Origin of the sequence: Halonotius aquaticus (assembly GCF_003605575.1) — an archaeon.
In the GTDB taxonomy this organism is placed as follows: Archaea; Halobacteriota; Halobacteria; order Halobacteriales; family Haloferacaceae; genus Halonotius; species Halonotius aquaticus.
This window is the reverse complement of the sequence record NZ_QKNY01000018.1, coordinates 325,429-349,169: the sequence shown is the minus strand read 5'-3', so window position 1 is coordinate 349,169 and position 23,741 is coordinate 325,429. Positions and strand designations below refer to the sequence as shown.

Annotated in this window: 26 protein-coding genes; 9 read left to right on the top strand and 17 right to left on the bottom strand. The window is 62.0% G+C overall.

The window, feature by feature from the left end:
- Positions 1 to 222 precede the first annotated feature (222 nt).
- The 3 genes from DM826_RS11410 to cofG are packed head-to-tail and all read left to right on the top strand — an operon-like array spanning position 223 to position 3,298.
- Positions 223 to 1,401: a tubulin/FtsZ family protein gene (locus DM826_RS11410; RefSeq protein WP_205738833.1), complete on the top strand. Its 1,179-nt coding sequence runs from the start codon at positions 223 to 225 to the stop codon at positions 1,399 to 1,401.
- Between the two features lie 39 nt (positions 1,402 to 1,440).
- Positions 1,441 to 2,082 carry a 2-phospho-L-lactate guanylyltransferase gene (gene cofC / locus DM826_RS11405; RefSeq protein WP_120103547.1) on the top strand — a complete coding sequence of 214 codons (642 nt, stop codon included), beginning with the start codon at positions 1,441 to 1,443 and terminating at the stop codon, positions 2,080 to 2,082.
- A 55-nt stretch (positions 2,083 to 2,137) separates the two neighbouring features.
- Positions 2,138 to 3,298, top strand: a complete 1,161-nt coding sequence (gene cofG, locus DM826_RS11400; protein WP_120103546.1) for a 7,8-didemethyl-8-hydroxy-5-deazariboflavin synthase subunit CofG — start codon at positions 2,138 to 2,140, stop codon at positions 3,296 to 3,298.
- Positions 3,299 to 3,329: 31 nt separating this feature from the next.
- Here cofG and cofH read toward each other — a convergent pair whose 3' ends face one another.
- The gene (gene cofH / locus DM826_RS11395) at positions 3,330 to 4,727 is read right to left on the bottom strand and encodes a 7,8-didemethyl-8-hydroxy-5-deazariboflavin synthase subunit CofH (protein ID WP_120103545.1); all 1,398 of its coding nucleotides are present in this window, start codon (positions 4,725 to 4,727) and stop codon (positions 3,330 to 3,332) included.
- Between the two features lie 130 nt (positions 4,728 to 4,857).
- Between cofH and DM826_RS11390 the strand changes: the two genes are divergently transcribed.
- On the top strand, positions 4,858 to 5,922 hold the full coding sequence (locus tag DM826_RS11390) for a phosphoribosylaminoimidazolesuccinocarboxamide synthase (protein ID WP_120103544.1): 1,065 nt from the start codon (positions 4,858 to 4,860) through the stop codon (positions 5,920 to 5,922).
- A 10-nt stretch (positions 5,923 to 5,932) separates the two neighbouring features.
- Here DM826_RS11390 and DM826_RS11385 read toward each other — a convergent pair whose 3' ends face one another.
- Complete coding sequence (locus DM826_RS11385; RefSeq protein WP_120103543.1) at positions 5,933 to 6,901, bottom strand: formyltetrahydrofolate deformylase; 969 nt, start codon at positions 6,899 to 6,901, stop codon at positions 5,933 to 5,935.
- A gap of 145 nt (positions 6,902 to 7,046) precedes the next feature.
- Here DM826_RS11385 and DM826_RS11380 point away from each other — a divergent pair, with 145 nt between their 5' ends.
- Positions 7,047 to 8,171 carry an ORC1-type DNA replication protein gene (locus DM826_RS11380; RefSeq protein WP_120103542.1) on the top strand — a complete coding sequence of 375 codons (1,125 nt, stop codon included), beginning with the start codon at positions 7,047 to 7,049 and terminating at the stop codon, positions 8,169 to 8,171.
- 92 nt (positions 8,172 to 8,263) lie between these two features.
- Positions 8,264 to 8,956 carry a ribose-5-phosphate isomerase RpiA gene (gene rpiA / locus DM826_RS11375; protein WP_120103541.1) on the top strand — a complete coding sequence of 231 codons (693 nt, stop codon included), beginning with the start codon at positions 8,264 to 8,266 and terminating at the stop codon, positions 8,954 to 8,956.
- A 59-nt stretch (positions 8,957 to 9,015) separates the two neighbouring features.
- Here rpiA and DM826_RS11370 read toward each other — a convergent pair whose 3' ends face one another.
- Entirely contained in the window at positions 9,016 to 9,183 is a 168-nt protein-coding gene (locus DM826_RS11370) for a DUF1931 family protein (protein ID WP_021041298.1), read from the bottom strand.
- A gap of 235 nt (positions 9,184 to 9,418) precedes the next feature.
- Here DM826_RS11370 and DM826_RS11365 point away from each other — a divergent pair, with 235 nt between their 5' ends.
- Both DM826_RS11365 and serA read left to right on the top strand, forming a co-directional pair.
- A complete protein-coding gene (locus tag DM826_RS11365; RefSeq protein WP_120103540.1) occupies positions 9,419 to 9,724 on the top strand; it encodes a GIY-YIG nuclease family protein in 306 nt (101 codons plus the stop codon).
- Between the two features lie 89 nt (positions 9,725 to 9,813).
- Entirely contained in the window at positions 9,814 to 11,400 is a 1,587-nt protein-coding gene (serA, locus tag DM826_RS11360) for a phosphoglycerate dehydrogenase (protein WP_120103539.1), read from the top strand.
- 134 nt (positions 11,401 to 11,534) lie between these two features.
- On the opposite strand, the gene DM826_RS11355 is transcribed toward serA, so the two are convergent.
- From DM826_RS11355 to DM826_RS11335, 5 genes are all read right to left on the bottom strand, one after another.
- Positions 11,535 to 12,116, bottom strand: coding sequence for an archaellin/type IV pilin N-terminal domain-containing protein (locus DM826_RS11355; protein ID WP_120103538.1), 582 nt, complete (start codon positions 12,114 to 12,116; stop codon positions 11,535 to 11,537).
- 240 nt (positions 12,117 to 12,356) lie between these two features.
- Positions 12,357 to 13,751, bottom strand: coding sequence for a threonine synthase (thrC, locus tag DM826_RS11350; RefSeq protein ID WP_120103537.1), 1,395 nt, complete (start codon positions 13,749 to 13,751; stop codon positions 12,357 to 12,359).
- A 39-nt stretch (positions 13,752 to 13,790) separates the two neighbouring features.
- Entirely contained in the window at positions 13,791 to 14,171 is a 381-nt protein-coding gene (locus DM826_RS11345; RefSeq protein WP_120103536.1) for a helix-turn-helix domain-containing protein, read from the bottom strand.
- Positions 14,172 to 14,201: 30 nt separating this feature from the next.
- Positions 14,202 to 14,453, bottom strand: a complete 252-nt coding sequence (locus tag DM826_RS11340) for an NUDIX hydrolase (protein ID WP_120103535.1) — start codon at positions 14,451 to 14,453, stop codon at positions 14,202 to 14,204.
- Positions 14,454 to 14,484: 31 nt separating this feature from the next.
- Entirely contained in the window at positions 14,485 to 15,192 is a 708-nt protein-coding gene (locus DM826_RS11335; RefSeq protein WP_120103534.1) for a DUF5828 family protein, read from the bottom strand.
- A 97-nt stretch (positions 15,193 to 15,289) separates the two neighbouring features.
- Here DM826_RS11335 and upp point away from each other — a divergent pair, with 97 nt between their 5' ends.
- On the top strand, positions 15,290 to 15,967 hold the full coding sequence (upp, locus tag DM826_RS11330) for a uracil phosphoribosyltransferase (protein WP_120103533.1): 678 nt from the start codon (positions 15,290 to 15,292) through the stop codon (positions 15,965 to 15,967).
- Between the two features lie 9 nt (positions 15,968 to 15,976).
- Here upp and DM826_RS11325 read toward each other — a convergent pair whose 3' ends face one another.
- The 9 genes from DM826_RS11325 to DM826_RS11285 are packed head-to-tail and all read right to left on the bottom strand — an operon-like array spanning position 15,977 to position 23,741.
- Entirely contained in the window at positions 15,977 to 16,609 is a 633-nt protein-coding gene (locus DM826_RS11325) for an IMPACT family protein (protein ID WP_120103532.1), read from the bottom strand.
- A gap of 39 nt (positions 16,610 to 16,648) precedes the next feature.
- Positions 16,649 to 17,125, bottom strand: a complete 477-nt coding sequence (locus DM826_RS11320; RefSeq protein ID WP_120103531.1) for a hypothetical protein — start codon at positions 17,123 to 17,125, stop codon at positions 16,649 to 16,651.
- Position 17,126: 1 nt separating this feature from the next.
- A complete protein-coding gene (locus DM826_RS11315) occupies positions 17,127 to 17,627 on the bottom strand; it encodes an amino acid-binding protein (RefSeq protein ID WP_120103530.1) in 501 nt (166 codons plus the stop codon).
- A gap of 9 nt (positions 17,628 to 17,636) precedes the next feature.
- Entirely contained in the window at positions 17,637 to 18,248 is a 612-nt protein-coding gene (gene hisB / locus DM826_RS11310; RefSeq protein WP_120103529.1) for an imidazoleglycerol-phosphate dehydratase HisB, read from the bottom strand.
- A gap of 51 nt (positions 18,249 to 18,299) precedes the next feature.
- Positions 18,300 to 19,037: a 1-(5-phosphoribosyl)-5-[(5-phosphoribosylamino)methylideneamino]imidazole-4-carboxamide isomerase gene (hisA, locus tag DM826_RS11305; RefSeq protein WP_120103528.1), complete on the bottom strand. Its 738-nt coding sequence runs from the start codon at positions 19,035 to 19,037 to the stop codon at positions 18,300 to 18,302.
- 51 nt (positions 19,038 to 19,088) lie between these two features.
- Positions 19,089 to 20,834 carry an archaellar assembly protein FlaJ gene (gene flaJ / locus DM826_RS11300; RefSeq protein ID WP_120103527.1) on the bottom strand — a complete coding sequence of 582 codons (1,746 nt, stop codon included), beginning with the start codon at positions 20,832 to 20,834 and terminating at the stop codon, positions 19,089 to 19,091.
- Positions 20,835 to 20,841: 7 nt separating this feature from the next.
- Complete coding sequence (locus DM826_RS11295; protein ID WP_120103526.1) at positions 20,842 to 22,518, bottom strand: type II/IV secretion system ATPase subunit; 1,677 nt, start codon at positions 22,516 to 22,518, stop codon at positions 20,842 to 20,844.
- A 2-nt stretch (positions 22,519 to 22,520) separates the two neighbouring features.
- Positions 22,521 to 23,279: an ATPase domain-containing protein gene (locus DM826_RS11290; protein WP_120103525.1), complete on the bottom strand. Its 759-nt coding sequence runs from the start codon at positions 23,277 to 23,279 to the stop codon at positions 22,521 to 22,523.
- A 3-nt stretch (positions 23,280 to 23,282) separates the two neighbouring features.
- The gene (locus DM826_RS11285) at positions 23,283 to 23,741 is read right to left on the bottom strand and encodes a flagellar protein G (RefSeq protein ID WP_120103524.1); all 459 of its coding nucleotides are present in this window, start codon (positions 23,739 to 23,741) and stop codon (positions 23,283 to 23,285) included.

The window sequence follows — 23,741 nt, the reverse complement described above, 5'->3', positions numbered from 1 at the left end:
GGATACTGAAATGATCCTGACAGCACTGTGGGTGTAACGGCTATTGGTTCGAATCGCCGATTTCGTGGTTTACTGTGAGTTTCCCGTCGAATCTGCCAGTGTTACGGGCTCACATGGCAAATGTCCGCATCGAAGCCGACCGAATCATGACAGTTCCGAAAGACACAACCTTTATTGCGCTCATGGCACTGTTTTTCTGCCAATGGAGAGGGAAGGTACCACATGAAACTCGCGATGATCGGCTTCGGACAGGCCGGTGGCAAGATCGTTGACAGGTTCCTCCAGTACGACAAGGAGACCGGCTCCAACATCGTCCGCGCGGCGGTCGCGGTCAACTCCGCGAAAGCGGATCTGATGGGACTGGAACGGATCCCCGAGGATCAACGCATCTTGATCGGTCAGTCGCGGGTCAAGGGCCACGGTGTCGGCGCGGACAACGAACTCGGCGCGGAGATCGCCGAGGAGGATATCGACGAGATCCAGTCGGCCATCGATAGCATCCCGGTACACGAGGTTGACGCCTTCCTCGTCGTCGCCGGCCTCGGTGGCGGCACCGGCTCCGGTGGCGCGCCGGTCATCGCCAAACACCTCAAACGGATCTACACCGAGCCGGTCTACGGCCTTGGTGTGCTGCCGGGCAGCGACGAGGGTGGGATCTACACGCTCAACGCGGCTCGGTCGTTCCAAACGTTCGTCCGGGAGGTCGACAACCTGCTGGTCTTCGACAACGACGCCTGGCGGAAAACCGGCGAATCCGTCCAAGGTGGCTACGACGAGATCAACAGCGAGATCGTCCGACGGTTTGGCATCCTCTTTGGGGCCGGCGAGATCGGCGAAGGCGAAGAGGTCGCCGAAAGCGTCGTCGACTCCTCGGAGATCATCAACACGCTCTCCGGGGGCGGCGTTTCGACGATCGGCTTCGCCGAAGAGGAGGTCGAAACCGCGTCCTCCGGCGGGTTGCTCTCGCGGTTCACCGGCGACGACAGCACCGACGACCTCGATACCGCCAACACGACCAATCGGATCACGAGTCTGGTGCGGAAAGCCGCCCTTGGGCGGCTGACGCTCCCGTGTGAGATCGATGGGGCCGAACGCGCCCTCGTCGTCCTCGCAGGGCCGCCGAACTATCTCAACCGAAAAGGGATCGAGCGCGGCCGGAAGTGGCTCGAAGAGCAGACCGGCAGTATGGAGGTTCGCGGTGGCGACTACCCGACGAAAGCCACCGGCCGGGTTTCCAGTGTCGTCCTGCTGTCCGGCGTGACAAACGTCCCCCGGATCAAGGAACTCCAGCAGGTCGCAATCGAAGCCCAGGACAACATCGACGAGATCCAACAGGAAAGCGACGACAACCTCGAAGACCTCGTCAACGACGACAGCGACGAACTCGAATCGCTGTTCTGAGTCGTCCTTGCGGTTTCGTTTTTCCCATCCCTCTCAGCTATGCGTACCCTCGTCCCATTCGCGGCTGTCGAGCCGAAAACCCGCCTCGACAGCGTGCTCACCGCCGACGAGCGCGCTGAATTTGCGCGGGTGATGCTGCGATCTGTGTGTCAGACACTGCAGGCGGCTGGCTCTGAGCCGATAGTTCTCTCGACGGCCGCACTTGAGGCGACCACGCTGCCAGCGGGTGCCTCGGTCGTCGTCGACGACCGCCCGCTGACAACCGCGGTCAACGATCAACTGACCACCGACACGCCGACGCTGATCGTGATGGCTGATCTCCCGCTGGCAACGCCGGATTCGATCCGCCGACTCACCGCCGCCAGCGACGCCGCCGGCAACGATGTCGACATCGCGATCGCCCCGGGACTTGGTGGCGGCACCAATGCACTTGTCGTCCGAGAGTCGGCGTTTCGGGTCGACTACCACGGCGCGTCGTATCTCGATCACCGTGAGATCGCCGCTGATCTCAGCGCGACCGTTGAGACTGTCGACTCCCGCCAGCTTGCAACCGACATCGACGAGCCGAGCGATCTCGCTGAGGTGCTGATCCACGGCGACGGCCCAGTCCGTGCGTGGCTTGTCGACGCTGGCTTCGAACTCGACCGGAGCGACGGCCGGGTCGGAGTTCGGCGACGATAGGGGCGATCAGGCCCGGAGCCGAGCAGTTTTTGCGCCTTCGGGGACGCGGTTTGGTATGTTCCCGGCGGCCGACGACTACGACATCGATATCGACATCGAGGAGTCGGCTGTCGACTCGCTGCTCGACGTTACCCCGAGCGATGTCGCGGCTCCGACCGAACTCACCTTCTCGCGAAATGTCTTTGTCCCGTTGACGACCGCCTGCCGATACACCTGTAGCTACTGTACGTACTACGATGTGCCCGGCGAAGCGACGCTGCTGTCGCCCGAGGCGATCCGCGATGTCGTCGAAACCGGTGTCGACGCCGGCTGTACCGAGGCCCTGTTCACCTTTGGCGACAAACCCGACGATCGCTATACTGAAATCCACACCCAACTCGATGAGTGGGGGTACGACTCGATTATCGATTATCTCTATGCGGCCTGCGAGATTGCCCTTGCGGAGGGCCTGCTCCCACACTCGAATCCGGGCGACATCACGCAATCGGAGTTCCGTCGCTTACGCGAGGTCAACAGTTCGATGGGCGTGATGTTGGAGACGACCGCCGACGTCGACGCACACAGCGGTGGCCGGCGGAAAACGCCCGGCCAGCGACTCAACACGATCCGGGCGGCCGGCCGCGAGGGCGTGCCGTTCACCACGGGCCTGCTCGTCGGCATCGGCGAAACGTGGCGCGACCGCGCCGAGAGCCTGCTGGCGATCCGCGAACTCCACGAGCGGTACGGCCACATCCAGGAGGTCATCATCCAGAATGTCGTCCCCAACGAGCGATCGGATTTCGACCAGCCCTCGGTCGACACGATGCGCCGGGCGGTGGCGATGGCCCGATCCGCGCTCCCCGAGGCTATTTCGGTGCAAGTCCCGCCAAACCTCTCGCCGACCGGCGAGTTGATCGATTGCGGTGTCGACGATCTCGGCGGCGTCTCGCCGATCACCGACGACTACATCAATCCCGACTACGCTTGGCCTGCACTCGACGAACTCAACTCGATCGCCGACGCCGCAGGACTGCCGCTGTACGAACGGCTCCCGGTCTATGACCGCTATCTACCGGCGTCGGTTCGGTGTGGCGACGTTTCACCTGCACCCGACCCGGTCGACACCGACGCGTGGCTGTCGACGCGGATTCGAGATGCGATTACCGCCGACACTGATGCTGGAGGTCGCTATCGCGCTGTCGCCGGTCGCAAGCGACAGCCGGTCTCACAGCCATAGGGTTGATCCCACCTCGCCAGCACAACCAACCTTAGTCGTCGGCAGCCAGTGTCTCCTCGGCTGGTTCGAGCATTGGTGTTCCATCGGCTCGTGGGCCGAGTGTCGGCCCGTAGGTATCGTCGCTACTGTCGCCCGTGACGCTGATCGGGCGTTTCGTCCGGTAATCGGTCGAGCGCTCGACGGGCCGGCGACCGATGGCGGAAATCATCTCGACGTAGTCGCCGACCCCCCGGAACTCGCCGTAGCTCCCGCCGGCGCGTTTGGTAATTTCTTCCGACAGGATCGTCCCCATGAAATCGTTCGCCCCGCAGTTCAGGAGTTTGAGTCCCTTTGCGTCGCCGTATTTGACCCACGAACTCTGGATGTTGTCGATGTTGTCGAAGAAGAGCCGCGAGACGGCGATCATCAACTCGTCTTCGGCATCGCTGGCACCGCCGTCGACAACGCCGTGGTCGTAGAGTGGCGTGTTCTGGTGGACGAAAGAGAGGGGAACAAACTCGCGGATCCCGCCGGTGCGATCCTGGAGGTCGCGGACGCGCTTGAGATGCATCGCGCGGTGCCGTTCGTTTTCGACGTGGCCGTACATGATCGTCGCCGTTGTGTCAAGGCCGGCAGCCATCGCGCCCTCCATCGCCTCGATCCACTCGTCGGAACCGATCTTACCGGGACAAACGACATCCCGGACTTCCTCGACGAGGATCTCGGCGGCCGTGCCGGGTGCGGAGTTGAGGCCGGCCTCCCGGAGTCGGCGGTAGACTGACTCGTAGCCCCAGTCGGTGCCGCGGCGGGCGTGATAGGCCTCCTCCGGGGTGATTGAGTGGACGTGGATCCCGTCGACCGACATCGCGTCGATCTGCTCGACGTAGGTGCCGGGGTCGGTCTCGTAGACTGCGGGTGGTTTGTAGTTGACCTCGCGGGCGGGTTCGTCGTAGTTGGCGAGGATCTCGTGGTGTTCGTCGGTGAGCGCGAAGGCTGGGTGGAGCCCCGAGACCGAACAGACCTCCGAAATGCCCATATCGAGACCATCCTCGACGATCTGGCGGGAGTCTGCGGGCGTCTTGGTGAACCCCGCGTGCTCGGCGTCGTGGTCGGCTTCGAACTGGTGGGCGGTATCCTTGAAATTACAGAACAGACAGCCGACATTGCAGGCGGTGGTGACGTTGTTGTTGAGGTTGGCAACGAAGGTCACGTCGTCGCCGACCTCCTCGGCGCGGCGGCGGTCGGCGAGTTCGAGGACGGCTTCCTTGCGCTCGTGGTCGATGCCGTCGCGGTCGGTGCCGGTCGTCAGGAGTTCGACAGCGTCGTCAACGGTCAGCCGGTCGCCATCGCGGGCTTTGGCGAGGGCGTTCTCGAAGGCCTGGTCGCTCTCAACGGTGTGCTGAAAGCTGATGGCGTCGGCATCGAGGTCGGCGGCCGACCGGCCAGTCATGCTAGGAGGGTTGGCTGTCCCGACTAAAAAGCGGTCGGTCGCGGCGGGGCCCACCGGCACCGGAACTTCGCGGCTGGCGGCGAGACGGAGAACTGAAAGCTTGATAGGCGTGGCCGCCGCCGGTTGGAGCATGACCAGCGTCAAGGAGTTTCGGGTCGACCGCGAGCCCACCGACAGCGACCTCGGCGCGGGCCGGTTTGTGTTTACCGACGCCTACTCCGTCTTCGACTGGGGACAGATGCCCGATGCGATTCCAGAGAAGGGAGCCAGCCTTTGTACGATGGGCGCGTTCAACTTCGAACGGCTTGCGGCTGCCGGTATCCCAACTCACTACGAGGGCGTTGTCACCGACGACGGCGAGGTCGTTGAACTCGCTGACTGCGAGCAGCCGCCGACGGAGATGGCGATCCAGTTGACGCAGGTACCCGACCTACCGTATCGCGGCGACGACGCCAACGCTGATTCCGACGGTGACGCTGCCGACACCGACGCCTACGATTATGACGCCTACCACGACGCAGCCGGCGAGAACTTTCTGATCCCGCTCGAAATCGTCTTCCGGAACACGGTGCCGGTCGGCTCCAGCCTCCGGAAGCGCGGCGACCCCGCCGACTACGGGCTCGATGTCGACGAGTGGCCCGATGAGAAAGTCGCACTCCCCGAACCGGTCGTCGAGTTCTCCACGAAGTACGAGGAACAAGATCGGTATCTTACCCGCGACGAGGCCGATACAATCGCCGGCGCGGCTGCCCTCGACGAGCTCGAATCTGTCGCGCTGTCGGTCAACGAGCTATTGAACGAACAGGCCGCAGCCGCAGGATTCACCCACGAGGACGGCAAGATCGAGTGTCTCTTCTATGATGGTGAGGTTCGCGTCGCCGACGTGGTCGGCACCTTCGACGAAAATCGGTTTTCGGTCGAGGGCCACCAACTTTCGAAGGAAGTGATCCGGCAGTACTACAAGCGCGAACAGCCGGCGTGGGTCGAGGCTGTTGCCGCGGCGAAGGAAAACGTCACCGACGCCGACGGTGCGGACTGGCGACCACTGTGTGAGATTGAGCCAATTACGCTGCCTGATACGGTGCTGACTGCCGTCGCCGATATGTACACCGCGGGTGCCAACGCCTACACCGGCACCGAGTGGTTTGACGCGCCGTCGCTGGACGACGCGGTCGACGTCGTCTCCGATCTATAGTTTCGTTATCTTAGTCGTCGGCGATACCCGGCGCCTCGCTGAGATCAAGATCGTCGTCGACCGGCTCGGTCGGATTGGCGTCCTGTGCTGTCGACGACAGCCCGAGTTGGTAGTCGTCGGGATCGGCCCCATCACGCAGACTCGTCCGACCGCGGTGGACGGCGACCGCGTCGTCGAGATGGAGTTCAACGGCTTCCAGTAGTGCCTCGGCCTCAAGCGGTTGGCCGCGGGCTTTGATCTCATCGATGAGCGCGTCGTCCGGCACGTCGAAGGCCCGCTGGGTGATGATCGGCCCCTGATCGAGGTCGGTCGTCACGTAGTGGGCGGTGACGCCGGCGATGCGAACGCCCTCCTCTTTGGCTTGCCGGTAGGCGGCCGCACCGGGGAAAGACGGCAGCAGACTCGGGTGGATGTTGATAATCCGATCCTCATACCGGAAGACGATCTTCGGGCCGAGGATGCGCATGTATCGCGCGAGGACGATCAGATCCACGTCGTGTTCGGCCAAGATATCGAGCATCCGATCCTCGTCGGGCGACCCCTTGCCGTCCCCGATATCGTAGAAGGGGATATCGGTCGGCTCGACCACGTCGCGGAGCGTCCCGCGGTTGCTGATGACCGCCGAGATTTCCACGTCGAGCTCGCCGCTCTCGGCGGCTTCCATGAGGGCTTCGAGGCAGTGGGATTCCTTGGTGACACAGACGGCGATCCGCCGGGTCTCCCGGTCGCTGGGGAACCGCACCTGGATCTCAACGCCGAGTTCGCGGCCCAGCTCTGAGAGGGCCTCGCGGAGCTCGTCGCGCTCACAGCTCATCTCGCCGGTGTCGACCCGCATCGACATCCGGAACAGGCCGTCACGAACGGCCTGATCGAGATCCTCGATGTTGATGTCGCGCTCGAACAGGAGGGTGGTGACCCGGGCGATCAGGCCGGTCTTATCGCCCCCGATCACGGTGATCTCGGTGAGTTCGGTTGTCATCGCCACACCTCCGTCTCGCCGTCGTGGTGAGTCATGCCCGGGCGAACGCCACCGCCGGGCAAAAGCGTGTTCATCCGGCCACAGACCGGCTTCGAGAGGCCTGCCGGGGAATGATTAAGTGGACAGCCGCGGTGGTGGTATTCAGATGGCTGACGATTCGGAGGGGATGTTGTCGTGGGACGAATCCGTGTTCCGCAACGAACACGTCTTCGAGATCGACTACCTCCCCGAGACCTTCCACCACCGGGAGAGCCAACTGGAGAGCCTGAAATATGCCCTCCGCCCCGCGGTCAGAGGGTCGCGGCCGCTCAACACGATTATCCGTGGGCCGCCCGGCACCGGAAAGACCACCGCCGTCCAGAAGCTCTTCGGGGAACTCGGCGGGAAAAGCGATATCGAGGTTGTCCGGGTCAACTGCCAGGTCGATTCGACGCGATACGCCGTCTTTTCACGCCTCTTTGAGGGCGTCTTCGAGTACGAGCCGCCGGCCTCCGGGATCTCGTTTAAAAAGCTCTTCGGCCAACTGACCGACCGCCTTGTCGAAGAGGAGACCGTCCTCGTCGTCGCCTTAGACGATATCAACTACCTGTTTTACGAAAACGAGGCCGGCGACACGCTGTACTCGCTGCTGCGGGCCCACGAGGTGCATTCGGGCGCGAAGATCGGCGTCATCGTCGTCTCCTCGGATCTCTCGCTTGATGTCATCGACGACCTCGACGGCCGGGTACAGAGCGTCTTCCGGCCCGAGGAGATCTACTTTCCCCGCTACTCGACCGACGAGATCGCTTCGATCCTCCGAGAGCGCGTCAAACGTGGCTTCCACGAGGGCGTCGTCGGGAGCCCGGAGCTCGATACGGTCACGGAGTACACCGCCGACAGCGGCGACCTTCGGGTCGGCATCGACCTACTGCGTCGGGCTGGGCTTCACGCCGAGATGCGGGCCTCCCGTACTATCACCGACGAGGATATCGAAGCCGCCTACGAGAAATCGAAACACGTCCACCTCTCGCGGTGTCTGGACGGGCTCTCGGAGTCCGAACGCGCCCTGATCGAGGTGCTGCTTGACCATGATGGCAAACAGGCCGGTGAGGTCTATGAGGTCTTCAGCGAGGAGACCGGGCTGGGGTACACCCGCTACTCCGAGCTGGTCAACAAACTCGACCAGCTTGGGCTGATCACCGCCACGTACGCCGATGTCGACGGGCGGGGTCGCTCCCGGGAACTCAGCCTTGAGTACGAGCAATCGGCCATCGTCGACCGCCTTGAGTAAGGTTTCATCGGGATCGCTGATCTGGCCGCGGCCGTACAGCGACGTCGATTGCCTCCGATAGCTGTATGTCCCTCCGTGAGACACCCTCGGGCATGAAATCGACTGGCGGCAGCGACGCCGCAAAACGCCGTGCCGGCGAGGCCGCAGCCGACACCGTTGAGCCGGGGATGGTCGTCGGCCTCGGCACCGGGAGTACCGCTGCCTATGCCATCGAGGCACTGGGTGATGCTGTCGACGACGGTCTCGACATCGTCGGCGTCCCGACCTCCTTCGGGGCTCGCCAACGCGCCATCGACTGTGGAATTCCCCTCTGTAGCCTTGATGAGATCGACGGGATCGATATCGTTATCGACGGGGCCGATCAGTTCGTCCGCGATACTGGCAGCTGTATCAAAGGCGGCGGCGCAGCCCACAGCCGGGAGAAACTCGTCGCCAGCGCGGCCGAAACCGTCCACCTCGTCGTCGATGAGACAAAGCTCACCGACGCCCTCGATCACCCGGTGCCACTCGAAGTGCTGCCGGATGCCCACACGGTCGTCGCCGATGCCGTCCGCTCACTTGGCGGGGAGCCGACGCTCCGCGATGCGGCCAACAAGGACGGTCCGGTCGTCACCGACAACGGGAATCTCGTCTGCGATGTCGACTTTGGAACGATTTCCGATCCCGCGTCGATAGCGACACACCTCTCGGCGGTGACGGGCGTCGTCGAACACGGGTTGTTCGTCGAGTGTGCGACAACCGTCTCGGTCGGACAGGCTGACGGCGTCTCGACGACGACGTACTGAACTCTCGGAGAGCGATGTCACTCCTCGGTAGTAAAAAAACAGGAACAACGAGTGCCGACTTAGAGGTCGCGCGGCTGCACCGTCTTCCGATCGTTATCCTCGGCACGTCGGGCTGCATCTTCGAGTAGCTCCTCGACTTCCGCATCGAGTGCGTCGTAGAAATCAGAAGCTACGTTCTTGTCGCTCAGGGCCTCTTTGACCGCTGCTTTGACGATAAGATCTGCCATGCAGTGCCTCGTACCCCAGCCTCCATAATAAGGATTACCATGTCCCGACACGCTTGCCCGCCGATCCGGTCGGCTTGAGTGCTGTGTGCACCGAATCGCCACCCCATCTATCTCCGGAGACGGTGGGTTTATATACGGTGCGAGTAGGACTGTACTGACGGCCGCCGACTGGAACTAGCCACCCACAGGCTCCCTCTCGACACCTACGGCCACCACCGGAGCAACTACCACAACAATGACCACGCTCGACGCCGATCACTACGTCTACATCCTCCGGTGTGCCGACGACAGCTACTATACTGGCTACACAACCGATCCTGAACGCCGACTTGCCGAGCACAACGCCGGCGACGGCGCAAAATACACCCGTGGTCGAACACCGGTCAGGTGTGTCTATCTCGCTGCGTTCGACTCGAAATCCACCGCGATGAGCCGTGAGTACGAGATCAAACAGCTCCGCCGAAGCCAAAAGGAACAACTCATCGCCGACACCGACGAGGCACCGTGGCCGGACGACGGTATCGATGCCGGCGATAAGTAATCGGTCGGCTTCGGCGGTGTGCTAACAGCTCTCGCGGGCTGCGCGCCGAAGTGGAAACGCTTTACCCCGCGCCACGGGATCGATTCGGTATGAAGGTACTCGTCACGGATCCGATCGACGACGCGGGGCTCGATCGGCTGCGTGAAGCCGGCCATGAGGTGCAGACCGAGTATGAAATCGACGGCGACGCACTACTGGATGCGGTCGCCGATGCCAACGCCCTGATCGTCCGCTCTGGCACCGACGTGAGCGAGGCGGTCTTCGAGGCAGCCGACGAGCTCGTTATCGTCGGCCGCGCCGGGATCGGCGTCGACAACATCGACATCGAAGCCGCCACCGACCACGGCGTCATCGTCGCCAACGCGCCACAGGGCAACGTCCGCGCCGCCGCCGAACACACGGTGGCGATGGCCTTTGCCGCCGCCCGCTGGATCCCGCAGGCCCACACCCGCCTGAAAGACGGCGAGTGGGCAAAATCAGATTATCTGGGCTACGAGGTCAACAACAAGACGCTGGGCATCGTCGGCCTTGGTCGGGTCGGCCAGGAGGTCGCCAAACGCCTCGACAGCCTCGGGATGGATCTCGTCGTTTTCGATCCCTACATCTCTCAGGAGCGCGCCGACCAGTTCGGCGCGGAGCTCATCGACGACCTCGATGAGTGTCTCGAACTCGCCGACTTCGTGACGATCCACACGCCGCTGCTTCCGGAGACGGAAAACATGATCAGCAGCGACGAACTCGAACTCCTCGAGGACGGGTTCCTCATCAACTGTGCCCGCGGTGGGATCGTCGACGAGGCCGCCCTCGCCGAGGCTGTCGACAATGGCTCGATGGCCGGCGCGGCCCTCGACGTGTTCGCTGAGGAGCCCGTCAGCGAGGACTCGCCGCTGCTTGATGTCGATGAGATCGTCGTCACCCCGCATCTCGGTGCGTCGACCGAGGCTGCGCAAGAGAACGTCGCCGTCGATACCGCCGACCAGGTGATCGCCGCGTTCAACGAAGAGCCTGTCCTCAACGCCCTGAACGCGCCGTCGGTTGACGAAACCGCCTTCCCGCGGATCGAACCATATCTTGGGCTCACCGAAACCGCCGGCAAGATCGCTGCCAACCTCCTTGGCGAGCGCATCGAATCGGTTGAAGTCAGCTACGAGGGCGACATCGCCGAGGAAGACGTTGACCTCGTTACCGCCAGCGCGCTGAAAGGCGTCTTCACGCCGCTGGAATGGCAGGTCAACTCAGTCAACGCGCCACAACTCGCGGAGGATCGTGGGATCGATGTCACCGAATCGAAAACCCGGCAGACCGACGATTTCCAGAGCCTCGTCAGCGTCACCGTCGAGGACGGCGAGGAGGAACTGACCGTCTCGGGGACGCTGTTTGCGGGCGATGACCCACGGATTGTCCGTATCGACGGCTACCGCGTCGACGCCATCCCGTCGGGCCACATGGTCGTTGCACGCAACAAGGACGCCCCCGGTGTCATCGGCTTTATCGGCGGCGTCCTCGGCGACAACGATATCAACATCGCCGGCATGTTCAACGCTCGTGAGACGATCGGCGGCGAAGCACTCACCGTCTACAATCTGGATGTCGACGTGCCGGATGCTGTCGTCGACCAACTGCTTGCCGACGAGCGGATTACTGATATCACGGCGATCACGCTCGATCAAGAATAGTTGCTCCTAACAGCGGTACTCGTTGCTCCTGATTTTGGTATTGTTGAACACCACTACGTCTGTAGTGTTGTCACTGGCTGTGATAGTGTACGTCAGCCAATAAAAACAGTCGAAGAGAGAAAGCGACAGCCAGCTTAGAGGATGTAGCTTTCGTTAGATTCGACGTTTCGCGGCGTCTTCAGCTCCTTGTAGGTCTGTCCGCCAGCCGGAGCTTGGACGATGAGCTTCACGGTCTCTGACTCCGCAAGCGGCTCAATGTTGCTTGCGGCTGTCAGATTGATCTGTGAGATCAGGAGGTCTTCCTGATCTTTGAGGACTGATCCGTCCTTGGGTTCCATTCCCTGCTTCTGGAAGTGGGAAATGACTCCGCTGTTACTCGTATTGTCTCCGTTGATCACAGTCGCATTGCCTGTCGGACTGGAGACCGTGTACGACGCTTGGCTCACGTTAATCGCATCCGACCCGGATGCCAGCCGAAGCGACGCATTCAGCAGAGTAATCTCGCCATTTGAATCAGCGTAACCAAGTACTTCTCCGACTTGGATGACATCACTCACTTCGGATGTCGTCTCTTCGCCGGTTTGCTGTGCTTGTGCCTGCAGGAGGCCTGCAGTGTTGATCAGGACACCAGCCGCAATCGCTGCGACCAGAACCATCGCGATGAACACGATGAGCGTCCCGATCCCCACCTGACCTCGATCGTCTGTGTCGAACATGGTATTAGTACGCCTGCCCGGAACGGGTCAGACGACATGCGAAATAAAAACGAGGATGGGTATATAGCTGACTCACGAGTTTTCAATTCTAATAACTGGAGCTCTGATATATTGACACCTAAGTCGCCCACAAACGCCGTTTTGCCGATACGAACTCAAAAATGATATTGCGAGTGAAGGTATGCATCGAAGACGATAGCGGAAAATAAGACGCCGCCAGCAGGCCGCTGTTAGCCGATACTAGTTGTCATCCGATCGCAGAGCTCGATAGCCAAGATAGGCGAGTCCAAGCCCTCCACCCACGATGGCCGGCAGCGCCGACGAGTCGGCTACCTTCGAGAGTTGCTGTGCCAGGCGTCCGGCCATAGTATCATTACCGTCGTTGATATGCTCCAACACCGCATCGGTGTCGTTTGGCACCGGTTCAGGGTCGCCGCCAGCCTCGAAGGCGGCGTCAGGGTCTTTCAGCAGGTGACCGGTCGTGAGACAGACAACCGATTCGTCGGCCCCGATCTCGCCGCTCGCCCGGAGCTTGCGGAGCCCGGCGAGAGAGGCCGCGGAGGCGGGTTCGACGCCGATCCCTGCACCGGCGAGTTGTCGTTGGGCGTCGGTGATCTCGTCGTCGCTGACGGCGACAGCGGTGCCGCCGGTGTTGTAGATCCCCGGCAGGGCTTTCGGCGCGTTAACCGGGTTGCCGATGCGGATCGCGGTCGCCCGGGTTTCGACGTCATCCCATCGTTCGACCTCGTCGCGGCCGTTTTGGACAGCGTCGACCATCGGGGCCGCGCCCTCGGCTTGGACGCCGGTGAGTGTCGGCACCTCGCTTTCGTCAAGCGCGCCACTCGCAACGAGTTCGCGGAACGCCTTGTAGAGGGCGGCGGTGTTGCCGGCGTTGCCAACCGGGAGGACAATCCGATCGGGGTACTCGCCGTAGTCCTGGTAATGTTCTTCGAGGATCTCGAAGCCGATGGTTTTCTGGCCTTCAAGCCGGAAGGGGTTCAGCGAGTTGAGCAGGTAGACCTCACCGAGGCCAGCGAGTTCTTGGACGATATCGAGGCAGCTGTCGAAGTTGCCGTCGACTTCAAGAATCCGCGCGCCATGGAGGCTGGCTTGAGCGATCTTGCCGGCAGCGACCTTCCCTTTCGGGAGCAACACAAGCGTTTCCATGTCGCCACGGGCCCCGTAGGCCGCCAGCGCCGCGCTCGTGTTGCCGGTTGAGGCACAGGCCAGCCGCCCGACACCGAGTTCCTTGGCGACGGCGACGCCGACGGTCATTCCGCGATCCTTGAACGCACCGGTTGGGTTCATTCCCTCGTGTTTGATCCGGAGACTGTCGACGCCGATCTCCTCGCGGAGCCGTGGCACCTCGTGTAGCGGCGTATCGCCTTCTGGGAGCGTCACACCTTCCTCAAAGGGAAGTGCCGCGTTGTACCGCCAGACGCCGCTGCCCTCGAAATCCTCGAAGGTCGGCGCGTCGGCGTAGCGAACCTCAAGGAGGCTATCGCAGTCCGCACAGGTGTAGTGGATCTCCTCGAAGGGTGCAAACTGCTCGCCGCAGTCGATACATTCCAACCAGACGCCATCGTCGGCACACGCCGGCTCCGACTGTGGCGGCGCGGACAGCTCAAGACTCATTACGTGCGTATGGTCGCGGCGCGGTAAAAAGCCGGTCGGTTATGGCTCGGCGCGGGCTCCAAACTGGTCGATCTCGTCGTGAACAGACTCTACCCATTCATCGAGGGCCGCATGCAGCATCGCTCTGGCCTCCTCAAGCTCGACGGCGGTGTACTGATAAACGTAGCCGCCCGAATCAAGCAGGCGTCGCTCCCGTTCGAGCAGTCCCTTTCCTTGGAGAGTCGACAGCGACCGGTTGACATTGCTCCGATCCCGATCGAGGACAGCCGCCAACTCCTCGACGGTGCTGCCGGGGTGGTCATGCAAGGCGAGATACGTCCGGCGTTCGTGATCCCGAATGCCAAACACACAGGACAACAGGTGGGTGAAATCAAGATCGCTGTCCTCGGCGAGATCGTCGGGTGTCGGCGTGGAGCTCATATAACTGATGTCGGCAGCCGGGCCCTAAAACTACGCCGACTCCTCGGGGGCTGCGGCGTAGCCGCGCTCCTCGATGCACGCTCGCATTGCGGCCTCATCGCTGTGTTTGTGCAGCCGGGTCGGGGTCTCACAGTAGTAGGTCTCCCCGTCATACCGGAGGGTGATCTGGTGTTGTTGGTTGAGTAGCTCGACACTCACCTGGAGTCGATGGCCGTCATGAAGGGCGTCGATGATCTCGTCGGCCGATAGCTCGCCGGAGTCGATGGTGCGTGTCGCGTCCATGCGTTTGTGGGGTCAGTGGCTTGAGCGTCGCTCAGTTTGTCGTCGATTGGGTATCGTCGCTCGGGGGCTCCGGGGCTTCGACCCCTTCAGCGGCCTCGGCGATATCGGTTTCTTTCTCGGTTGTGACGTGCCAGCGATCGATCGTATCCTCGTACTCGCCGAGGCGTTCGGAGACTGCCGTTTTCAACTCGTCGTCGTTGATGTTGACCTCGAAGACGAACTGCTCGTCGTCGTCACCGCGACCCTGTTGTTTGATGTTCGCGCTGACGAGTTCGTTGTCGAAGTAGTACGGCGACAGCTGTGTCATCACGTTCTGGTAGACCGTGTTTTCGACGGTGCGAATCGCTTTCCGGCCGACCGAGTCGGCTGCTCTGGTGACGTAACCGATGGAGTCTTGCCAGTTTTCGACAGCTCCCTCGTCGTCGCCGTTTTCCATCCGTTTGTAGGACTCCGAGAGCTTCTCGCCGGCCTTTTTCACGTCGTCGCTGGCGGCCTTCCCGGCTTTTTCGCCCTTTCCTTCGGCGACGCTGGCCTGATCGGCTGTCTTCTCGTTGACATCTGTGTTGAGCTGTTCGTGGGCTTTGGGTCGCCACTCGTCCCACTCCTCGAAGGCTGCTCGAATCTCATCGGCGGCGTCCTCGATATCTTCCTGTCGGAGGGCTTGGGTGATGCGCTCGCCGTGTTCGACCACATCGTCCCACGCGCCGTTGATCTTGAACCCCGAGATGCTCTCTTCCATCTGCTACGCCATACTAACGCCGTCCCGGTACATAAACGTCGCTACCGCCCGCCGCGCCATCGGGGCTGTTTTTACCATCGCTGTCTCCTGCTCACATATGCCAATCGAACAGCGCGAGGACGCATATCTGGTTACCCACGCCTTGGCGAAGGATACGCTGTCGACGCTGCGGTCGGCCGACACCGCGCAGGTCGCCTTCCGGGAGGGGTTGATCGAACTTGGGCGGGTCTGTGGCTATGAGATCATCGATGGCGCGATGGACACGGAGTTTGTTCCGATCCAGACACCGCTGGCTGACACCACCGGCGAACGTGTCACCGGGCTCGACGATGTTGTCATCGTCACCGTCCTCCGGGCAGCCACACCGTTTGTCGAGGGGCTGATGAAGGCGTTCCCGCAGGCTAGACAGGGCGTGATCTCTGCCAGCCGCGATGAGGCGGCGGGGATGAACGACGACGGGGAGTTCCCGATTACGGTCGACTACGTCAAACTCCCCGAGATTACAGCCGACGACACGGTCATCGTCGCCGACCCGATGCTGGCGACGGGATCGACGATGTGTGCTGTTCTTGATCACGTGATCGACGCCGCTGATGGGTTCGAGGAGCTGATTGCCCTATCAGCGGTGTCGGCTCCGGAGGGCGTCCTGCGGGTCAGCGAAAGTGTCCCCGAAGCCGACGTGTTGACCGTCGCCATCGACGACGAACTCGACGACGACGGCTTCATCGTGCCGGGGTTGGGCGACGCCGGTGATCGGGCCTTCGGGACAGTGTAAGCCGCTTGCTCAGGAGTCGTCGATACTGACTCGTCCACTCGTCGCGTCTCGCAGTCGTTCCCGCAGGTCGCTGGCCTCTGCGACCGGCACCCGAACGGCGAACGCGGCCGCTTCTTCGTAGCTGGCATCGAACTCGACGCTCTCGGATTCCAGAATCCCGCGCACTGTTCCCGAATCGTCGTACTCAACGGTCGCTTCGAACCGCTCGTGTGGAACATCTTCGACGATCCCAGCCGCCGCAACGGCTTCCTTGACCCCCCGCGAATACGCTCGCGCCAACCCGCCGACGCCGAGGTTCGTCCCACCGTAGTATCGGACGACCGCGGCGACGACATTGCGGATCTCTTGTTGGACGAGGACGTTGAGTGCGGGGTCGCCAGCAGAGCCGCTGGGCTCGCCGTCGTCGCTGGCCCACTCCCGCAGCATCACCGATCCCGGCTGGCCGGCCGAAGCAGTCCCAGCCGGCACACGATAGGCGGGCACGACGTGTGTCGCCTCCGGGTGGTCGGCTTCGACCTCCTCGATGACCGACTCGGCAGCCTCAACGGTCTCGACAGGCGCGACGTAGCCGATGAACTCCGAGCCGTTGACCTCGAAGCTGGCCTCCGCGCGCTCGGCGACTGTCCGAAAGGACTCAGACACACGAACTGGTTGGCCGGCGGACGGCTTAAGCGATACTGGTCAGTTGTCGTTGCCGGCGTCGGTATCGACAGCGTCGTCGCCCTCGCTGTCGCCATTGGTGTCAGCGGCGTCAGCCGCCGCCAATCCCAGTCGATCAGGATGGTGGACGTAGTAGAGCCCGGCGAAGGCAACGACGCCGATGGCTTCGACCGCAACCGCCACCACCGCCAGCGGCTCGGTCGCCAACGCGTCGGCTGCGTCCCCGCCGTGGTACATTGGATAGCCGATGAGCAGCGCGGCGAGGGTACCGCCACCGAGTGAGCTGAGTCGCCGGTAGCGATAGCCGCGAAAGACGGCGACTGCAACCGTGATCAGGAGGACGGCAGCGGGCACAAAAAGAAACGGTCGGCTGTCGGTGACCGACTCGGCGAGCATCGCAGGCGACAGCCGCGGGATCGCCCACAGCAGATGCAGCGCGGCCGTCAGCAACGCGGCCTGTACCGCGACGATCCGGACGGCTCGCTCGACGCGTTCCATCTCAGAACTCGACCCGCCGGACGAACGGGAGGTCGCGGATCGTCACCAGCACGTCGCCGGGAATCGACTCGTCGGTGATGATGTAGAGCTTTGGCTCGTCGGTGAACTCCGGATCCTCGCTGATGACCTGCCGGATCGAGATGTCGGCCGCGGCGATCCGGTCGGTGACCGCGGCGACGATGCCGGACTCGTCGGCGGCGGCGACTTCGACCGTCAACACGGTCAGATCCAAGACGGGCGCGAGATCCCGCAAGCTTGGGATCGCGCCGATGTTTGCGAAGATGCGCTGGAGTTCGGGATCGTCGCGGATCGCGTCGGTCGTCGAATCGACGACCCGGCGGTCGACATCGATCTCGCGGGCGATCCCGGTAAAGGGGATCTCGATACCGCCGGAGACGACCCGACCCTCCTCGTTGACCGAAAACCCACGTTCGAGGAGCAGCCGGATCACCGCCTGCTGGCTCGGGCTGCCCTCGAACTTTTCCATTATCTCATCGAACATGGCTTACCCCTATAGTTGGCCCTTCGTACTCGGCGTGTCCGTCCGGCGGTCGTCGATCCGGGTCGCGTCGTCGAGTGCGCGCGCGAAGGCTTTGAACAGGGCTTCGACCTCGTGGTGGGCGTTGTCGCCGTCGACGCTCGCGTGGACGGTCAGCCCGGCGTTCATCGCCACCGACTCGACGAAGTGCCGCGCCATGTCGCTGGTAAAGTCGCCGATATCGGTCTGGGAGAACTCGCCGTCGAAGACGAAGTACGGCCGCCCGCTGATGTCGACAACGACCGAGGCGAGGGCTTCGTCGAGCGGCACCCGACGGTCGGCGTACCGAACGATCCCGCGTTTGTCGCCGAGGGCTTCGTCGAGCGCCTCTCCGAGGGTGATCGCCACGTCTTCGACGGTGTGGTGGTCGTCGACCGCGAGGTCGCCGTCACACTGCACCGTGAGATCGATGAGGCCGTGAGTCGCCAGCGCGGTCAGCATGTGATCGAAAAACCCGATCCCGGTGTCGACTTCGCTGTCGCCGTCGCCGTCGAGATCGAGGGTGAGATCGATCGTTGTCTCGCCGGTTTCGCGGCTGACGGCCGCCGCGCGGGAGCCCGCGTCGCTCGCTGAGGAATCGCTCATAGGTGTGTTCAGAGCGTGGGGGCCTATGGTGGTTTCCCTCGGCGACGCCCGTCAGTCAGGGTCGACTGCCGCCATCGCATCTTGGAGTGTGAACTCGCCCTCGTAGAGTGCGGTGCCGACGACGACCGCGGCTGCACCCGCCTCGCGGAGTGCGCGGATATCCTCGATGGTCGCCACCCCACCGCTGGCGACGACGGGGATCTCGACAGCATCACAGACTCCCTCGACGAGATCGGTGTTGACGCCGGCGAGTTGCCCCTCAACGTCGACATCCGTGAGCAAGATCGCGCCCGCGCCCAACTCTTCGTACCGACCGGCCGCCGCGGCCGGATCGAGGCCGGTGCTCTCCGTCCACCCCGAGACGACAACCTCGCCGCCTTTGGCGTCGAGACTGACCATCACCGAGCCTGGCTCGTGATCCGAAATGTCGGCGACGATCTCGGGGGTTTCGACCGCGGCGGTGCCCAGAATGACGCGGTCGACGCCAAGATCGAGCAGCTCAACGGCATCGTCGACGGTGCGAATCCCACCACCGATCTGGAGATCGACCGAGGCGGTCTCGATAATCGATTCGAAGGCGTCGGCGTTGACGCGTTCGCCCTCGAAGGCACCATCGAGATCGACGAGATGCAGCGTTGATGCGCCGCGCTCGACCCATCCCTCGGCGGCGTCGACGGGATCGCCGTACCGCGTTTCGGTACCACGCTCGCCGGCGACGAGTTGGACAACCTCGCCGTCCTGTACATCGACCGCCGGGATCACCTCAAAGTCGGGAAACGGCTCGGACATACCCTCGGCTTCGACGGCTGACTGATAAAACGCGTCGGTCGGCGCGTCGGCTCAGAGTTGGATCTGCAGGAGGCTGCTGACGACCTGCCGGGTGAAGATCGCCACGCCCGCGCCGAGCCACGTCAACAACACGAAGTGAACGTAGGCGGTTGCCTTGTTGCCGCCGTCGATCGTCCGGATCATTAGCGACGACAGCGCAGCGTTGAACAGCACGACCAACAACAGCAGATACTCGATGACGGGGACGTTGTACGCCTGGGTGTAGATGAGTTGGCCGAACTCCGCTTGATCCAGCGTCAACGCCCCGGAGAACTCCCCGAGGATGTTGGCGACCTCAAGGCCGATGAAGAAGGCGAAGACGGCCGCCGCCGAGATCCCGTACAGTAGCCCGATCAGTGTCACCGTCTCTTGGCGACGCTGCTCGCGGAGTTGATTGATCGTGTTCATGTTCTGGCTGATGAGCTCGCCCAGCACCTGTGGCGTCCCACCCATCTGACGCCCCACGAGATACATCTCGCTGTACTTCTGGATCAGATACGATTTGGCCTCCAGTGAGAAATCGCCCCACGCGTTCTCCGGGCTGAGCCGCATGCTGAGTCGCCGGTAGAGGCGGTTGATGACCGGGGTGAGCCCACCGAAGTCCTTCTCGCGGAGCGTTTTCAACACCTCGACGGTCGTCGCCTGCTGGGCGGTTTCGGCTGTCCCCAACGACCGAATAAAGTTCGGATACTGCTCGTCGCGTTCCTTGATCCGCTCTTCTTCCATGCGCATGACAATCCCGGTAATCAACAGCGGCGTCACCGGGATCGAGACATACAGCGGCAGCGGGACGGTATCAAGGAAAAAGAGCACGCCGTCGATCCCGGGGCCGATGCCGAGAAAGCCAAGCCCCATGAAGAAGATGATCGACAACGAGCCGAGGCTGCCGATAAAGATCGCTGCCCACAGCTCTTTGTCCTCGATAAATCGCGGCTCCGGAAAGTACCACACCGGATCGTAGGGCGCGATGTTCCGGATGACGAAGAAGAACGCCACCTGGACGAGGAAGAACAACCCGATGACTGCCGAGACGGTCACTGTCGGGTTGACGCCCGTCAGGATCGGGAGGACGATGGCGAAGACGAGCCCGAAGGTCATCGAGAGGATCATCGAGATGTAGAGATCCTCCATCACTTCGAGGTTGGCCAGTTGGCCCTCGTAGATTGTCTCGTAGTTCTCGATGATGAAATCCTGCTCGTCGAGCATGAACTCCTTGAGCTCCTCGCCGGCCTCAAGGGTAAACGCCAGTCGCTCATAGAGATCCGACATCACCTCGCTTGGGACCTCCTTGGCTCGCCGGCGACAGGCGTCGTCGATACTCTGATTCCAGGTGTCGACAAGCCCGACAATCTGACCTAACTCGTCGGCCAGCGCACCGTACTCGTCTTCGGCTGCCAGCCGACGAAACACCTCGACACGGTCGATGTTTGTGGTTGACAGCACCGTCAGATGTGTCATCGCCAGATGAAACTTATCCTCGATCTCGGTTCGCTTCTGAGTGATGTAGAGCTTCGGATACAACAGCCCAGTCACCCACACCAACAACCCGAGCAGTGGGATCGGGATCTTCGCGGTCACCGGGATCTCAAGGACAATCGCCGCCGCGATCGACAACAGAAACACGCTGAATGTCGGCAGAAAGATGAGCACCATATACCGCCGCCGCGACATATCCAGCCGACTGTAGGAGGCTAATACGTCGGAGACAAACGCCAACAGCGAGTTCAGCCGGTCGCCGGAGCCCTCCTGTGTCGCCATAAGCCACCTACTTGATGTCCGGCGCCGTACTCATCGTGAACGGGAGCCCTTCGACGCCGTCTCGCTGGAAGGATTCGATGGCGTCGTTGACCTCGTGGTAGCCGAGAATCCCCTCCTGGATCATCCGTTCGACAACCTCCGCGCGGTGATTCAGTGTCTCGTAGATCTGTCGGGTGTCGGCGTAGCCAAGCAGGGGGGCGATCTGTTCCTCCAAGACGTAGGAGTTGTTCATCCCCTTGAACGTGTGTTCGTCCTCGACGGGATCCCACTCGAAGACCTGCCGGGTCACGACGCCGCCCATCTCCGAGGAGTACCCCTCGATCTCTTGGACACTTGTGACACGGCGCAGCACGTCATCGCCCTGTTTGACACGGTTTTGGAACAGCGCGACGTCGGCGATCCCCATGAACGTCTCAGGGACGTTGATCGGCTCGGAGGTAAACCGCTGGATCATGGTGACGATATCGGAGGCGTGGAACGTCAGCATGACCGGGTGGCCGGTCTGGGCGGCCTGGAAGGCCATCCGCCCCTCGGCCCCACGAACCTCGCCGACGATGATGTAGTCCGGCCGCGAGCGCAGGGCGGCCGCCACAAGGTCGAACATGTCGACCTCGGCGTCCTCGTCGCCCATCCCCTCACGGGTCAGCAGTTGCTGCCAGGTGTCGTGGGGTGGGATGACCTCGGCGGTGTCCTCCGCGGTGTAAATCTTCGAATCTCGGGGGATAAACGAGAAGGAGGCGTTGAGCGTCGTCGTTTTCCCGGATGCGGTCTCGCCGACAACGAAGACCGTCTGCTCGTTTTCGAGGCAGATCCAGAGGTATGCCGCCATCATCGGCGACAGCGTTCCCCAGTGGGTAATCTGCATCATCGACAGTGGGATCTCCTGGCCCTGTCGGATCGTCAGCGATGGGCCCTTCAACGAGACATCCTCAGAGTAGATGATGTTGATACGGGAGCCATCGGGCATCGTCGAGTCGACGATCGGATTTGAGTCCGAGATCGGATCGCCCATCCGCTCGCCCATGTTTTTCAGCCAGTTGTCGAACTCATTGGGGGTGCCGAAGTCGACCGTCGTCGGCAACATCCCGAAGGTGGCGTGGTCGACGTGGGTCTCATGGGGGCCAATAACGTGAATATCCTCGTTTTGGTCATCGCGCATGATCGGCTCCAGCGGTCCGAAGCCGACGATATCGCGGTTGAGCCGGTAGCGAATGCTGTCGTAGGTGTTCTGGTCGACTTTGACCTTCCCGAAGTTCCAGAGCTGTTTGACCCGGTCGTAAAACGACATGTCGCCGTCGGTGACGTAGGTGGTCTGATCGAGCAACTCCTCGATGAGGTCGTCGTAGCCGGCGTCGTCGTCCGGCGACTCCTTGTGGCCGCTCATCGACAGCAGCTTTCGCTTGACCTTCTGGAGGGTAACCGTCTCATCCTCCGAGAGCGTCGGTTCGATGGTGTAGTATTTCGTCTTCTGGCCGAGGTCACCGTAGACGTGACAGTAGACCGCACCACCGACCGGATAGATGACGTTCGGCCGCCGGGTCTCGTAATCCTCAGGATCCTCGACCAACATCGGGAACTCCCCGGCAATCTGTTTGAACTTCTGGAGGTGTTCCCGCAGGTGTGGCCGTCGGTTGGCGACCTGTCTGAGTTCGTCCGACGGTGTTGCCGTTCCTTGATCGGTCATCGTTAGGCCACACTCCGGCTTTCGATGACGATCCCGGTGCCGGAGCGCACCGAGAACCCGATGCTGTCACCGACCTGTTCGCCCATCCCGGCGAACCGTTTCACCGAGATCGACCGCCGGGTCTCGCTGCCGACCTCTGCCATCTCCAACTCAAGGAAGACGTCGGCGATCGACCGGAACGGATCGATCGTGTCGTCGTCGACCGTCGAGGGGTCGACGGTGATGATGATGAGTTTCCCCATCGAGATCATATCCCGGAAATACGAGATAATCTCAAGGGCAGCCTGTCGCCCTTCGTCGTTGCGCACGAGGGATTCGAACTTGGGATCGTTACGGAGGATCGCATCGAAGGTGTCGATGATGACGACCTCCGGTTCCCACATCGCCTCGGCGTCCATCAGGCGTTTGAGCAGTTCTTTCCGCTCTTTGTCTTCATTGCCACGCAGCGCGCCACCGCTGTCGAAATCTGCGCTCAAAAACAGGAGCTGTTCCTCCAATAGCTCCGAGGTGATATCGTAGGACAGCGAGTGCATCTGATTGATAAATCCGCTGACAGTCAGCTCCGTCGAGAGATAGGTAACCGTCGTGTCCTCCTGTGTAAAGCCGTAGCTAAACCGCTGGCTCAGCGCGCTTTTGCCCGCCCCGTAGTCGCCCTCCATGAGAACGATACTACCGGGTGGGAACCCGCCGCCGAGCTCGGCGTTCAACTGGTCATGGCCTTCGAGCCCGATCGACAGGATATCACGACGTGCTGTGCTCATTGGTCAGTTCCTGAACTCATATACTTCCTCATCGCTATTGATTGTTAGGTATAATCTGTTGTCGCCGGTTTGGACAAGACTGTCGTCGATCTCGATGGCCATCACGTCACCGGTACGGGCCACCGTCTTTGCACCGTTGGCGTCGGTGATGGTGAAGTCACTATTTGTCACAAACTGCCCATTCAGCACCATATCAACGGAGTCTGGACGTATGAAAATCGCCTGTGAGCCGGTATTGCGGACGTGAACGGTCAGATTGCCTGTTGTTGTGTCGATGGTTGGATTCGCGGGATCGCTCACGATATCGATATCCGTCCGCACCTGCTGGCTGACATCGAGACTGCCGTCCTCAACGGCGTTGCTGACGCGTTCGACGCCGGTCGTCAGCGTCCCTGCGACGCCGGCGGCAACAACGAGGCTGGCGATGAAGATGATCAGATGGGAGACAGAAACACTAGCCAC